The organism is Corynebacterium sp. KPL2838, assembly GCF_040225455.1.
GTDB lineage: Bacteria > Actinomycetota > Actinomycetes > Mycobacteriales > Mycobacteriaceae > Corynebacterium > Corynebacterium rhinophilum.
Map to the genome: position 1 here is coordinate 1 of NZ_JBEHFT010000011.1, position 14337 is coordinate 14337.

Annotated in this window: 12 protein-coding genes; 3 read left to right on the forward strand and 9 right to left on the reverse strand. The window is 62.0% G+C overall.

Translation table 11 applies throughout. The features are described 5' to 3' along the window. Window positions 1-110: 110 nt before the first annotated feature. Window positions 111-1199, forward strand: a complete 1089-nt coding sequence (locus ABRP98_RS05310) for an HNH endonuclease signature motif containing protein (RefSeq protein ID WP_349857903.1) — start codon at window positions 111-113, stop codon at window positions 1197-1199. A gap of 63 nt (window positions 1200-1262) precedes the next feature. Here ABRP98_RS05310 and guaA read toward each other — a convergent pair whose 3' ends face one another. From guaA to guaB, 3 genes are all read right to left on the reverse strand, one after another. Further along, window positions 1263-2837 (reverse strand): glutamine-hydrolyzing GMP synthase, encoded by a 1575-nt coding sequence (guaA, locus tag ABRP98_RS05315; RefSeq protein ID WP_349857905.1) that lies wholly within the window; start codon window positions 2835-2837, stop codon window positions 1263-1265. Window positions 2838-3090: 253 nt separating this feature from the next. Then, window positions 3091-4242 carry a GuaB3 family IMP dehydrogenase-related protein gene (locus ABRP98_RS05320; RefSeq protein WP_349857907.1) on the reverse strand — a complete coding sequence of 384 codons (1152 nt, stop codon included), beginning with the start codon at window positions 4240-4242 and terminating at the stop codon, window positions 3091-3093. Window positions 4243-4249: 7 nt separating this feature from the next. Continuing rightward, a complete protein-coding gene (gene guaB / locus ABRP98_RS05325; protein WP_349857909.1) occupies window positions 4250-5770 on the reverse strand; it encodes an IMP dehydrogenase in 1521 nt (506 codons plus the stop codon). Window positions 5771-5890: 120 nt separating this feature from the next. Here guaB and ABRP98_RS05330 point away from each other — a divergent pair, with 120 nt between their 5' ends. Continuing rightward, window positions 5891-6262 (forward strand): DUF5319 domain-containing protein, encoded by a 372-nt coding sequence (locus tag ABRP98_RS05330; RefSeq protein WP_349836557.1) that lies wholly within the window; start codon window positions 5891-5893, stop codon window positions 6260-6262. Window positions 6263-6287: 25 nt separating this feature from the next. Here ABRP98_RS05330 and ABRP98_RS05335 read toward each other — a convergent pair whose 3' ends face one another. Further along, the gene (locus tag ABRP98_RS05335; RefSeq protein ID WP_349857910.1) at window positions 6288-7046 is read right to left on the reverse strand and encodes a hypothetical protein; all 759 of its coding nucleotides are present in this window, start codon (window positions 7044-7046) and stop codon (window positions 6288-6290) included. Window positions 7047-7111: 65 nt separating this feature from the next. After that, a complete protein-coding gene (locus tag ABRP98_RS05340) occupies window positions 7112-7684 on the reverse strand; it encodes a sigma-70 family RNA polymerase sigma factor (RefSeq protein WP_349857912.1) in 573 nt (190 codons plus the stop codon). Window positions 7685-8118: 434 nt separating this feature from the next. Here ABRP98_RS05340 and ABRP98_RS05345 point away from each other — a divergent pair, with 434 nt between their 5' ends. Beyond that, window positions 8119-8415 (forward strand): WhiB family transcriptional regulator, encoded by a 297-nt coding sequence (locus ABRP98_RS05345; protein ID WP_349857914.1) that lies wholly within the window; start codon window positions 8119-8121, stop codon window positions 8413-8415. Between the two features lie 80 nt (window positions 8416-8495). On the opposite strand, the gene ABRP98_RS05350 is transcribed toward ABRP98_RS05345, so the two are convergent. From ABRP98_RS05350 to ABRP98_RS05365, 4 genes are all read right to left on the reverse strand, one after another. After that, entirely contained in the window at window positions 8496-10826 is a 2331-nt protein-coding gene (locus ABRP98_RS05350) for an AAA family ATPase (RefSeq protein WP_349857916.1), read from the reverse strand. A gap of 91 nt (window positions 10827-10917) precedes the next feature. After that, window positions 10918-12537 (reverse strand): chaperonin GroEL, encoded by a 1620-nt coding sequence (groL, locus tag ABRP98_RS05355; RefSeq protein WP_239269041.1) that lies wholly within the window; start codon window positions 12535-12537, stop codon window positions 10918-10920. A 9-nt stretch (window positions 12538-12546) separates the two neighbouring features. Continuing rightward, a complete protein-coding gene (gene groES / locus ABRP98_RS05360; RefSeq protein WP_005277188.1) occupies window positions 12547-12840 on the reverse strand; it encodes a co-chaperone GroES in 294 nt (97 codons plus the stop codon). Between the two features lie 176 nt (window positions 12841-13016). Continuing rightward, a complete protein-coding gene (locus tag ABRP98_RS05365; RefSeq protein WP_349857918.1) occupies window positions 13017-14258 on the reverse strand; it encodes an ATP-binding protein in 1242 nt (413 codons plus the stop codon). Window positions 14259-14337: the final 79 nt, after the last annotated feature.

The window sequence follows — 14337 nt, forward strand, 5'->3', positions numbered from 1 at the left end:
CCGCGTCCACAAAGTCCCTAGACTCCGAGTCCACAAAGTAGCTGGACTCCAAGTCCAAAAACCTCATGGACATAACAAGCGCGGGCTAACACCGCCCTAGCGTAGGCGGCATGAACGCACTCGAGACCTACCTGACCGCCCTCGCGCCCGGCATGGACATCATCGCCGCGTGCCGCGGGCTATCTGGGTCTGAGCTCATGGAGCGCGGTGCGCCCGATGCCATTGCCGCCGACCTGCTCCTTCTGTGCGAAAGCTACTACGGCCGCACCGCCTTTAGCCGGATGCAGCGCCGCGCCATTGCCGATGCCCGCACCAACGCCCACCCCATTGCCCTCCTGGCCGGCATCGAGCGCGTAGTTAATCGCGCGCCCAGCAAGAAACAGGCGTGGGAGCTGCGTGCGGAATGCTGTGCGATGTCTGCGGAGATGAGCGCCATCATCAAACACGCCCGGCGCCGGGTGCGCGAGATGAAAAAGTCCACGGTTAGCCCCGGCGTGCGCACGTACCGGCGGCCCAATGACTACTGGACGCTTGCCATTACGGGAACCTCTCGCTTCATCGCGGATCTGCAGGGCGCGATTACGGCCACTGATAAAAAGCCGCTGCAGGCGGTGGAAGATATCTTCTTCGGCGCCGGCAGCGCCGCGCGCTCCACGGTGGTCACCAACGCCGTCGTGCCGCTGGAGAAATTCATTCGCATCCGCGATGGCCACGGCGATGGCGTGCAGCTCGATCTCACCAACGGTGCGACCATGTCCGGTACCGAGTACTTGCACCGCGTGCTTAACGATGCCGGCTATTCCGCCCCCGGCCCCAGCCCCAACGGCAACGGCGACGCCAGCGGTAGCGGCAATGGTGACGGCGAAACGGGCTATGTCACCCTCGTGCATCCGGTAGAAGGGCCGGTCAACCTCTACCGCACGGCGCGCGTGGCCACCGATAAACAAAGAATGATGGCGGCCGCGGAAAATCCGCGCTGCGCCTGGCCCGGGTGCAACCAACCGGCAGATCTATCCCAGGTCCACCACCTGACGGCCTGGAGTCGCGGCGGGGAGACCAATATGAAAAACCTCGTCGTGTGCTGTGCTTACCACAACGGCATCAACGACGACGATCCCAATGCCCCGCCTCGGCGCGGACGGCTAGAAAGGGTGGGCGGTCGCATCGTCTGGCGGCCACCCGTAACACCCCGCAACTAGCCGCAGTTATGCGAAAAGGCGCTCAAGTACTGAGCGCCTTCTACGCATGCCGTTTTGTGGGTTTTACTCCCACTCGATGGTTCCCGGTGGCTTGGAGGTGCAATCCAAGACAACGCGGTTGACGTCCTTGACCTCGTTGGTGATGCGGGTGGAGATCTTCTCTAGCACGTCATACGGCAAGCGGGTCCAGTCCGCGGTCATGGCGTCCTCGGAAGATACCGGGCGCAGCACGATGGGGTGGCCGTAGGTGCGGCCATCGCCTTGGACGCCGACGGAGCGGACATCGGCAAGCAGCACGACCGGGCACTGCCAAATCTGCTCGTCCAAGCCGGCATTGGTCAGCTCGATGCGGGCAATAAGATCCGCCTGGCGCAGAGTCTCGAGGCGCTCCTCGGTAACCTCGCCGATGATGCGGATGCCTAGGCCCGGGCCCGGGAAGGGCTGACGGCCGACGATCTCTTCCGGCAGGCCCAACTCGCGACCCACCGCGCGCACCTCGTCCTTAAAGAGCAGGCGCAGCGGCTCGACGAGCTCGAACTCGACGTCATCCGGGAGGCCGCCGACGTTGTGGTGCGACTTAATATTGGCGGTGCCATCGCCGCCGCCGGATTCAACGACATCCGGGTACAAGGTGCCCTGGACGAGGTAATCGACGGTGGAGCCAGCGGGGGCATCGTCAAGCACACCGGCCACGGCGCGCTCGAAGGAGCGGATGAACTCCGCGCCGATGGCCTTGCGCTTTTCCTCTGGGTCGCTCACGCCAGCGAGCTTCTGCAGGAAGGCCGAACGCTCGTCGGCGGTAACCAGCTTGGCGCCGGTCGAGGCCACGAAATCCGTTTCAACCTGCTCGCGCTCGCCCGCGCGCAGCAGGCCATGATCGACGAATACACAGGTCAGGCGATCGCCAATGGCGCGCTGCACCAAAGCTGCAGCGACCGCAGAGTCCACGCCACCAGACAGGCCGCAAATAGCGCGGCCTTCCTCGCCTACTTGGGTGCGGATATCCGCGATGAGCTGCTCGGCGATATTATCGGCGGTCCAGTTTTGCTCCAGACCGGCGATCTCCGTGAGGAAGCGGGTGAGCACTTCTTGGCCGTGCGGCGAATGCAACACCTCTGGGTGGTACTGCACGCCGGCCATCTGCTTGGCCGGGCACTCCATCGCGGCGACGGGGGCGCCGGCGGAGGTAGCGGTTACGTCGAAGCCCTCGGGGGCGGCGGAGACGGCATCGCCGTGGGACATCCACACCTTGTGCGTGGGCTCGAGGCCCTCGTGCAGGATGCCGCCCTTGACGTCGATATCGGTGCGGCCGTATTCACGCTCACCGGTAGACGATACGGTACCGCCGAGGATGTGGTTCATGGCCTGGAAGCCGTAGCAAATGCCGAAGACTGGGACGCCGAGCTCCAGCAGCTCAGGCTTGAGCGCTGGGGCGCCGTCGGCATAGACGGACGACGGGCCGCCGGACAAGATGAGAGCGGCGGGATCTTTAGCTTTGATTTCCTCGATGGAAGCGGAGTTGGAAACAACCTCGGAGTAGATTTTGGCCTCGCGCACGCGGCGGGCAATGAGCTGCGCGTACTGAGCGCCAAAGTCCACGACGAGGACTGGGCGCGGGGTAGTATTTGGCTTAGTCACGCCCCATAGTCTAGCCCATAGGCCCCGCGGCCTAGGAAGCGCTTGCCCATGTAGCGCATTGCGGCGACTTTCGCACCGTGGTGGCGCGGGGCGCGCGAGCGAATCAGGGTGCGCAAGGGACCCTGAACACAAGTAACACAGGGTGCGCCAGGAAGCCGTGAGCGCGGCGGCGCCGGGCGCAGCGATTCGGCGCGCGGCGGGATTCGGGGCGAGCGGCGCGGGCTTGCACGGTGCAAGGCGCGCCGCGCGCTACTTAGTAGCGAACCGCGAGCTCGACCTTCTGGAAGGACTTCAGGTCGGTGTACCCGCACTTTGCGAGGGCACGCCGCAGCGCACCCACAAGGTTGGTGCGGCCGAATGGTTCGCTGGATGGGCCGTGCAGCACGGTTTCCAGGCTCGGCGCAGCCGCGGGCTCAGCGTCGCCTGCGGTGAGGAAATCCACATCGAGGTCGGTATCGACGCCCGCGAACTGCGCGTATCCGCGCGGGAACCGCGGGTGGCCTGCGGTAGCCGGCCAGTACCATCCCCTACCGCCTGCCTCTCGGGCCTGGGCAAGAAGGGGGCCGAGCGCGACACTATCGGCGCCGCAGGCGAAGGCCTTGGCGATGGTCCCGGAGTTATCGAATTCCGCATCCGCAATGATGTGCACGTAGCGGCCTTCGGTCTCGTCGAGGTAGTCGCGGCGGGCGGCGGCGGCATCGGCAATGGCGGTGGCCATGGCGGTATCGATGCCGACGGTTTCAGCGTTTGTCGTCACGCCCGCACCCACGATGACGCCGGCCGCCCCGGTGCGCATCAGGTGCAGCGCCGTGGTGTAGTCCGCCACGCCACCGGCGATGACGGGCACTTCGAGCGAGCCGATAAATTCCTTCAGGTTCAGCGGCTCGCCGCCCGTGGCGACGTGCTCCGCGGACAGCAGCGTGCCCTGGATGAACAGTAACTCGGCCCCAGCCGCGATGGCCTTGGGCGCCATCTCGCGGGCGTTTTGGGGCGAAACGCGCACGGCGACGGTCACACCGGACTCGCGCACTTGGGCAATGCGGGAGGCAAGGAGGGCATCGTCAAGCGGGGCGGCGTGCAGCTCCTGAATGGTGGAATTATCGCCCGGCTGGGAATAGATGCGCGCCAAGGCACCCTCGAGGTCCTCGTGGCGGCCCCACAGGCCTTCGGCGTTGATGACACCGAGCCCGCCCTGCTTGCCCATCTCGATGACAAACTCGGGCGTGGCGAGCGCATCGGTGGGGTGCGAAACGAAGGGGGTATCGAAGGTATAGGCATCGATATTCCAGGTGGTATCCACGTCCTTGGACGAGCGCGTGCGGCGCTGGGGGACGATGGAGACCTGGTCTAAATCAAAGGTGCGGCGGGCCTCGCGGCCGATGCCGATTTCGGCGTATTCACGCATGTTTGTCCTAGCGGTAGTTCGGGGCTTCGGCGATTTGCTGCAGGTGGTGCGGGTGGGATTCCTTCAGGCCCGCGGCCGTGATCTGGACAAATCGCTTGGTCTTGAGCTCATCTAGGGTGGCCGAGCCGGTATAGCCCATGGCCGCGCGCAGGCCGCCGATGATTTGGTGCACGATGGCATCGATCTCGCCGCGGAAGGGAACGCGACCCTCCACGCCTTCTGGCACGAGTTTGTCTTCGCTGCGCACGTCGGCCTGGAAGTAGCGGTCCTTGGAGTAGGAGCGCTTTTCGCCGGAGAGCCCGCGGCCTTGCATGGCGCCCATGGAACCCATGCCGCGGTAACGTTTGTACTGCTTGCCCTGGTAGACCACGATGTCACCGGGTGCCTCAGTGGTGCCGGCGAACATGGAGCCCAGCATGACGGTATCGGCACCGGCGGCCAGCGCCTTGGCGATGTCACCGGAGTACTGCATGCCGCCATCGCCGATGACCGGCACGCCCGCGGGGGCGGCGACGGCTGCGGCTTCCATCAGCGCGGTGATCTGCGGTGCACCGACGCCGGCAACGACGCGGGTGGTGCAGATGGAGCCTGGACCGATGCCGACCTTGATGGCGTCCGCGCCAGCGTCGATCATCGCTTGGGCGGCCTCGCGGGTGGCGAGGTTACCGCCGATGACGTCGACCTTGTCGCCGAAGTCCTTCTTCACGCGGGAGACCATTTCGAGCACGCGGTTATTGTGTGCGTGGGCGGAGTCGACGACGAGGGCGTCAACGCCGGCATCGACAAGCGCGGCGGCGCGCTGATAGGACTCCTCGCCGGTACCAATGCCCGCGGCAACCAGCAGGCGGCCGGAAGCATCCTTGGAGGCGTTGGGGTACTGCTCGGATTTTACGAAGTCCTTGACGGTAATAAGGCCAATGAGCTTGTTATTGGCATCAACGATCGGCAGCTTTTCTACCTTATTGGCCGATAAAAGCTCTAGGGCCTCGTCCTTGGATACGCCCTCGCGCGCGACGACGAGCGGCATCGCGGTCATGACATCGCTGACTTTGCGGTCAAAGTCCGGCTCAAAACGCATATCGCGGTTGGTGCAAATGCCCAGCAAGGTGCTGTCCTCATCCACGACCGGCAGGCCGGAAATGCGGAAGCGGGCGCACAGGGAGTCGACCTCACCAATGGTCATCTCGGGGCGGGCGGTGACCGGGTCCGTGACCATGCCGGACTCGGAGCGTTTGACGATTTCTACCTGCTCGGCCTGTGCTTCCGCAGAAAGGTTGCGGTGCAGCACGCCGATGCCGCCCTGGCGCGCCATGGCGATGGCCATGCGGGCCTCGGTCACGGTATCCATCGCTGCGGATGCCAGCGGCACGCCCAGGCGAATGTTACGGGTAAATTGCGCGCCGGTATCGACCTCGGAGGGCACGATATTGGACTCGGCGGGCAAAAGAAGCACGTCATCGAAGGTCAAGCCGCGCAGGGCTACCTTGTTCGGGTCATCTCCACCAGTGTGAATATGGTAATCGCTCATCGAGGTATCTCCTTAAACAGGTTCAGCGGCTACCTCAACTGTAGTGCGTGCCCAGCCAATGACACCATTCAGGCTAGGGGTTAATTGCCTTAAGCGGGCAAGTTCAATAGGCTCGCAGGCGTGAACTTCTTCGCCAATATGCCCCGCGATCCTTTTGCAGACGATCCGAATGACCCTGCGTCCTTCCTGGAGGAGGACGAGCAGGTCATGCCGCTTTCCGATGAAGACCGCGTCGCCCTCATCCACGATCTCGCCTTGGTAGAGAAATTCGCAACTGTGCTCGGACCACGCGGGATCGATGGCATCTTCTTCCTGTGTGAAGACTGCCAGGAAAACCACTTCTACGAGTGGGATATTATGGCCGCCAATATGCGCGCCACACTGGCGGGCGAACTCGCCCCAGTGCACGAGCCGGGGGCAGAGCCCGACCCGCGCCGCTACGTGCCGTGGGACTACGCGCTGGGCTACGTCGACGGCCTAGAAAACCGCTAGGGCGTGTAAGTCACCGCCCTCGTTATTACTCGGCTCCCGCCCCCAACTGAATGGTTGTGGTGGGTGCTTCTTCGGGCTCGCGAGACTCCGGCTGCGGATTCGCCGGAGCCTGCTCCGTTACCACCACGGTTGAGGTCTCGTACTGCGTTTCCGTTACGGTTTTGGGTGCTGGCTCGGGGTTATCCTGCGGCTTTTGGCCCGGCGCGGTCTCAGTAGCAGTTTCCGTCACGGTTTTCGTCTTCGGACGGGCAGGGCGCTTCTTTTCGGCTTCCTCCTTGGCAGCGATGGCATTTTCTTCTTTGCCCTCAGCCTCTTCGAGCTTGGAGCGGGCTTCCTTCATAAGCTCGCGCGCGCCTTCGAAATCTCCCTCTGCCGCGCGGGATTCCATCTCATCTAAGGTGCCGGCCAGCTCCACGTTGCGGGTCTCATCCGGCCTATCAAACACACCAGAATTAACCATGACCCCGCCCGCACCGGCGAGGATGACGGTGGCGGCGGCCGCGCCGATAAGTCCGTGCATCACGGGGCGATTGCGCCGGCGAGACCGCGCCTTATCGAGGCTGATGACTTCTGGTTCTTCCTCTGCCCCGTCCACGCGCGGGGCTGGCGGCATCTGCTTATCGATGTCCCCCTTCAGCCCTAGCAGCAACCCAGTGAGCTCATCGCTGCCGTTGGAGGGGTCTTTGCCCTGCGACAGCTCGGTGAGGAATGCATCATCATCTACCAAGGGCTGGAGCTGCTCCGTCAGGTCATCGTTATTCTTTTGGGAGTGTTTGGAGGCCATGATGGTTTCTGTCCCTCCTTCCTTTCTTAAGGTGTACGCGTGTCTCTAGAGCGGGGGTTGTGGCTTTAGCCCTCAGCGGCTAGTTGTTGCCCAAGGGCCTTTCGCAATTGTGCGAGAGCTCGGTGTTGTGCGACGCGAACCGCCCCCGGGGTAGAACCCACGATATCGGCGGTTTCTTCTGCCGAAAGACCAACGAACACGCGCAAAATAACGATGTTTTTTGCCTTGTCACTTAGGGTATCGAGCAAGGCGCGCATTCTGTTACTACCATCATTTTCTAGCGCCCATTCCTCGGGAGTCGCCTCGTTTGCAGTGTTTTCTGGAAGCTCCTCGGCGGGCGTGGAGCGATCGCGGCCCATGGCACGGTGGGCATCGGTAACCTTATTAAAAGCGATGCCGTAGACATAGGCCATGAAGGGCCGACCCTTATCTTCATAGGAGTCGATCGATGTGGCGACGGCGAGGCAGATTTCTTGGGTCACGTCCTCCGCGGTGGGCTGGCGCCCGCCGCCGATCCGCGCACGACAATAGCGCAGCACCTGCGGATGAATAATTTGCAGGATAGATTGCAGTGCGCGGCGGCTTCCACCAGCGGCCAGCGGAACGAGATCCGCTAGCTCTTTATCCTTATCGCTCACAAGTGCACCCTCTGCAGACTTTTAAATCGATATTCAACCATATTTCCTCTGGGGTATTGAGCGCAAAGGGACAACTACGGTACACACCAGCAAGCCTGCGACCCGGCAACCACGGCAACGCTCTTGCTTGACGATGCCCCAGTAGGAAAAGCCCCGCACTGAAGCCTGTGCCGGCGGTTGCCGTGGCTCTACAACAGGGTTTATGCCATCTGCATCATAGAAAGAACAAAATTCATAATTCGTTAACCTTAGTCATTACTGCAGGTAAAAGGGCATTAACAAGTCACATAAATGGAAGCAATACCTGGAAGTCAAATGCTAGTAACCCTTTGTTTACCAAGACGCGACACACTACGAATCGTTGCGGTTCGCGGATGACTCTCCACCAGCCGCCTGAGTAAGAATTCTCGTCCTGTTAAAGGAGCTTAAGTAACGTGTCTCAGTCCAAGTCTCTTCTCGGACCTACTGCAGATGTTTGGGATTGGCAGTTGCAAGGTGCGTGCCGCGGTGAAAACTCGGACGTGTTTTACCATCCAGACGGAGAGCGTGGCCGCGCCCGCGCCCAGCGTGAAAACCGCGCCAAGGCCATTTGCAATTCCTGCCCAGTTATTGAGCTCTGCCGCGAGCACGCCCTGCGTTCGGCAGAACCATATGGCGTCTGGGGCGGCATGAGCGAATATGAGCGCGTCGTAGCACTGCGCAAGCGCCGCCGCGCGACGGTCAACGCCTAATCCAACGCGCAAAGCGCTCACCCCGTTTTCGCAGCAGGCGCGTGCGGGCGGGATCACACGCGGAAGTGCGGCGCTTCGAGTTAGCCTTCCGCGGCTAGCGCTTCCTGCAAATAGCGCCCCGTGAGGGACTCCGTCGAGCCCGCCAAATCTTGGGGCGTGCCGCTAAAGACGAGGTGCCCACCGGCAGAGCCGGCACCAGGGCCGAGCTCGATAACGTGATCGGCGTGCGCGAGCACGGCGAGGTTGTGGTCGATGCAGATGACGGTATTGCCGGCATCGGCAAGCTGATCCAGCAATTGCAGGGTGCGTTCGGTATCGGCGGGGTGCAGGCCCGTGGTTGGCTCGTCTAGCACGATGACGTCTGCGGTGGACTTCTTATCGGCCAGGTGCGCGGCCAATTTAAGGCGCTGGCGCTCGCCGCCAGATAGCGTCGATAGCGGCTGGCCAAGGCTTAAATAGCCCACGCCGGCAGAAACGAGCGTGTCACAAATCTTTGCGGCGGCGGGCACTTTGACGCTGCGCAAATAGTCGGCGGCGCGGGAGGCGGAAAGTTCGAGAACATCGGCGATATTGAGCTCGCCCAGGCGGTATTCCAGCACGTCGGCGGAAAAGCGCCGACCCTGACAAATCTCGCAGGGAACGTCCACGCCGTCCATGACCCCGAGTTCCACGTACACCACGCCAGCGCCATTGCATTTTGGGCACGCGCCCTCGGAATTAGCGGAGAAGAGGCCGGGTTTTACGCCATTGGCCTTGGCAAAGGCCTTGCGGATGGGGTCGAGGGCGCCGGTATAAGTTGCGGCATTGGACCGGCGCGATCCTTTAATGACACTTTGCCCGATGTGTAGGAGCCTGTCTCCTGCTACCTCTGACAGGCACGCGGCCAGCGAAGACTTGCCGGAACCGGCCACCCCGGCGATGACCGTCAGGACTCCCTCCGGAATATCGACATCGATTCCTTGGAGGTTGTTGCGCCGCGCGCTGCGGATGGCAAGAGCCTTGGTGGACTCGCGCACCGACTCTTTCAGCGTGGCGGGATCGGCAAGGTACTGCGCGGTTACGGTGCCGCTGCGCCGCAGCTGCGCAGGGGTTCCTTCGAAGACGATGGTGCCGCCTTCGGCGCCGGCGCCGGGCCCGAGATCCACGACGCGATCCGCGATGGCAATGGTGGACGGATTGTGCTCAACCACGAGGATGGTATTTCCTTTATCGCGCAGGCGAAGCAGCAGGTTATTGATGCGCTCGCAATCGTGCGGGTGCAGGCCGGCGGTGGGCTCGTCGAAGACATAGGTGACATCGCTAAGCGGCGAGCCCATGTGGCGCACCATGCGGGTACGCTGGGCTTCACCGCCGGACAGGGTCCCGGTGGCGCGCGATAAGGTGAGATAGCCAAGGCCCAGCTCGATGGCGGTATCAACGGCGGCAGAAATCGCATCTACCAGCGGCTGGGCGCCGGGCAAATCGAGCTGGGTGAGCCAGCCGTGCAGATCCGTAAGCTCCATCTCACAGACATCCGCGATGGACGCGCCGGCGATATAGGACTCGCGGGCGTGGCGCTCCAGCCGCGTGCCGGCGCACTCAGGGCAATCAACGAAGACTACGGCCTGCTCGACGAAGGCGCGCATGTGCTTTTGCAGGCTTTCGACCGGCTTGCTTAATACGTTGGTGCGCAAGCGCGTGGCCAGGCCCATATAGCTCATATTGACGCCGCCGACCTTGGTCTTGGTCTCAGCGAAATACAGGTTGTGCTTTTGCTCTTTACTGAACTCGCGCACCGGGACGTCATCGGGGTACAGGCCGGATTCGGCGTAGCCGCGCCACATCCAGGAGCCAGGCTTCATTCCGGGGTAGATAATGGCGCCATCGGCAAGCGAAAGCTCTTCATCCACCAAGCAGGATAAATCGATATCGGATACCTGCCCCGTGCCCTCGCACTTCGGGCACATGCCGCCGGTGCGCTCGAAGCGGCGAACCTCCTTGGTGCCATTGACCTCGATGGCGCCCTGGCCAGAGGCGGAGGGAACGTTGAAAGAATAGGCCGCGGGCCCGCCGGCGCGCGGGGATGCGGCGCGCGAGAACAGCACACGCAAAAGGCCAGTGATATCGGTGGCGGTGCCAAAGGTAGAACGCGACGAGGCTGCCATGGGCTCCTGCCCCACCACGATGGCCGCGGTAAGGTGCGCCAAACTATCCACGTCCGGACGGGCCAGCGAGGGCATAAACCCCTGGACAAAGCCGGGATAAGTCTCATTGACCAAGCGCTGCGATTCCGCGGCGACTGTATCAAAGACGAGCGAGGATTTACCAGAGCCGGAAACGCCGGTAAAAATGGTTAGCTTGCGCTTGGGAATCTCCACCGAAACATCGCGCAGGTTATTTTCCCGCGCGCCGGTAATAATAATGCTCTCCACGAGCTTCAAGTCTAAACCAAAAGCCCGCCGCGCCCTCCCCTGACTTGGCGGGAAAGATGCGGCGGGCTCTGGGCTAAATACAGCGCAGGAATTAGTGGTGGTGATGGCCGTGGCCGGCCTCAGCGTTGTCTTCTTCCTGCGGCTTTTCCACAACGGATGCCTCGGTGGTAAGAACCATGCGGGCAACGGAGGTGGCGTTGACCACTGCGGAGTGGGTGACCTTCACGGGATCGATGATGCCGTTATCGATGAGGTTGCCGTACTCCAGGGAGTTGGCGTTAAAGCCTTCACCGTTGGCCATCTCAGATACGCGGGAGACAATGACGGAGCCATCGAGGCCTGCGTTTTCCGCGATCCAGAATGCCGGACGGGTCAGGGCGCGGGCAACGGCGAGAACGCCGACCTTAGCCTCGCCCTCGAAGTCCTGGGCAAAGGACTCGAGCTCCTTGGAGATCTGCACCAGCACGGAGCCGCCGCCGGCGATGACGCCTTCTTCCACGGCCGCGCGGGCGGCGTTGATGGCGTCCTCGACGCGCAGCTTGCGCTCGTTGACCTCGGTCTCGGTTGCGGCACCGACGCGGATAACGGCGACGCCGCCGGAGAGCTTGGCCAAGCGCTCCTCGAGCTTTTCCTTATCCCAGGTGGAATCGGTGCGGGCGATTTCGCCGCGGATCTGTTCACGGCGATCGTCGAGGGCTGCGGCGCTGCCGCCGCCATCGACAAGCACGGTGTCTTCCTTGGTGATGGTCACGCGGCGTGCGGAACCCAGCACCTCAAGGCCGACCTCGTTCAGGTTGACGCCCACCTCAGGGTCCACCACGGTGGCGCCGGTAACCACGGCCAGGTCATCCATGAAACCCTTGCGGCGCTCGCCAAAGTACGGTGCCTTTACGGCGGCAACCTTCAGGACCTTGCGGATGGAGTTGACCACGAGCGCCTGCAGCGGCTCGCCTTCAACGTCTTCCGCGATGATAAGGGTCGGGCGGTTGGTCTCCGCGATCTTTTCCAGCAGCGGCAAGAAATCCGGCAGGGAAGAAATCTTGTTGCGGACGAGCAAAATGGCGGCATCGTCAAGCACAGCGTGGTTGGTCTCTTCCTCCGTAGCGAAGTACGGGGAAAGGTAGCCCTTGTCAAAGGAAATACCTTCGGTGACATCCACGGTGGAGTCCATGGTCTGGGACTCCTCGACGGTGACGACGCCGTCCTTGCCCACCTTTTCCATGGCGCCGGCGACCATCTCGCCGACCTCCGGATCGCGGGAGGACACGGTGGCTACCTGCGCGATTTCGGAGGCGGAGTTGACCGGGGTGGCGCGTGCCTTGAGCTCCTCGACGGCCTTTTCCGCCGCTGCGGAGATGCCGCGGTTGAGCTCAATCGGGTTAGCGCCAGCTGCAACGTTGCGCAGGCCCTCAAAGATGAGCGCCTGGGCCAGCAAGGTCGCGGTGGTGGTGCCGTCGCCGGCGATGTCGTTGGTCTTGACCGCAACGGACTTGACCAGCTGCGCGCCGAGGTTCTCGAAGGGCTCCTCGACGTCGATATCGCGGGCGATGGTCACGCCGTCATTGGTAACGGTCGGGCCACCGAAGGCCTTGGACAGCACGACGTTGCGGCCGCGGGGGCCGAGGGTGACCTTGACGGCATCAGCCAGCGTATCGACGCCGCGCTGAATTCCCTCGCGGGCTTCTTGGTCGAATGCAATAAGCTTTGCCATAAGTATTTCCTACTTCTCGATGATGGCGAGGATGTCGCGCTGGCTCAGCAGCAAGTACTCTTCGCCGTCGTACTTCAGCTCGGTGCCGCCGTAGCGGGAGAAGACAACGGTGTCGCCTTCCTTAACGTCCATGGGGATGCGGTCATCGTCGTCTTCCCAGCGGCCCGGGCCGACGGCGATAACGGTTGCTTCCTGCGGCTTTTCCTTTGCGGAGTCCGGGATAACCAGGCCGGATGCGGTGGTGGATTCTGCTTCTACGATCTGTACGAGGACGCGGTCCTCAAGCGGCTTAATAGTTGCCATGATGTTTCCTCCGTATTGTTCGTTTGCGCGCCTTAATGGCGCGCGCGTGCCGGTTGTGGATGTCCAGCACAGCCGTCGTCGCGGGTGAACAACTGTGGGTCAAACAACCTGATTAGCACTCTACCCTCGTGACTGCTAACCCTCAACAACGACGCGACCCCCGTTGCTGGGCCGCGCTACGGCGCCAAGTGTGTCAGGGACACCACGTATACCCCGCTCGGATGCCGAAAGCTCAGGTTTCCTCCCGTCACGATCATTAAGACCGGCGGCACCTCCCACTCAAAGCGTTCTGCGAAGGCCTGCAAATTGCTTACCGCCTTCTCAATGATCTCTCGGCTTTGCCCCAATTTAATTTCTACGAAAACGGTCCTGCCCGCCAGCTCAAATACCGCATCCACTTTCAGCCCAGAGGCATCACGGGCATGGAAAACACGCTTCCCGCTTAACACTGCCAGGTCATGGACAACTTGGGATTCAAAAAGCTGCCCGGCAAAGGCAAGGTTGCGCAGCAACTTGTCTGGGGACGCGTCCACGGCAGCAGCGGCCAACGCCGGATCCGCCAGATGCCTCTTCGGTGCCGTTCGCAGGCTAGCCCGCGAGCGCAGATGAGACGACCACGCCAGCTGTTCTTCCACGATGAAGATGCGCTGCAACGCAGCAAGGTACTCGCTGACCGTAGCCCTTTGCGCGCCAATATCGGTAGCAATAGAAGAAATGGGCTGTTCTGTGGCTACCCCACGGGCAAGCGAACGAATAAGGGTCGTTACTTTTACCGGATCCCTTCGCACACCCTCGGCGGCGGTGATATCCACGTGGGCCACAGTATCGATATAACTGCGCAGGTTCTCTTGCGCCGCCTCAACGGAATAATTCCGGTTTGCGGGCCAGCCTCCATGCGCCATACGCTCGATAATCCCTGCAACATCCACGACCGTTTCCTCATTCGACTGCGGGGGTTCCTGAGCTACCAATTCGGTTAATGATACTGCGCCATTAGAATGCCCCGACTCATAAAAACTGAAGGTCTTCATCCGCAGCCTGGCTATGCGCCCCGCGCCCGAGTGCCTGGATTGTTCCTCCATTGGCGCAGTCGACCCAGTAAGAATGAACTGCCCAGGCGCTTGCCGACGGTCAATCTCATGCCGCACCAAGTTCCACAACTGCGGTTTTTCTTGCCACTCATCAAAAACTCGCGGCGTATCCCCCTCCAACGCCAAATCTGGGATGGTGCTGAGCTGCATGTCGAGGTTTAAATCCGTATCCACCTGAACAAGACTGCCCGCAACTTGCCGAGCGGTCGCAGATTTCCCGCAGCCCTTTGGACCTTCTATCAACACTCCACCAGATCGCTGCAGGGCTCCATGAAGCCGCGAATCCTCTACTCGCGGAAGATAAACATAGCCTTCTTGACCAGTCATTTTAAACCCATCCATCAATTTGAGCGCGTTCTACCCATCAGAATATCAGAGTTTTACCCATCAGAATATCGGCGATTCA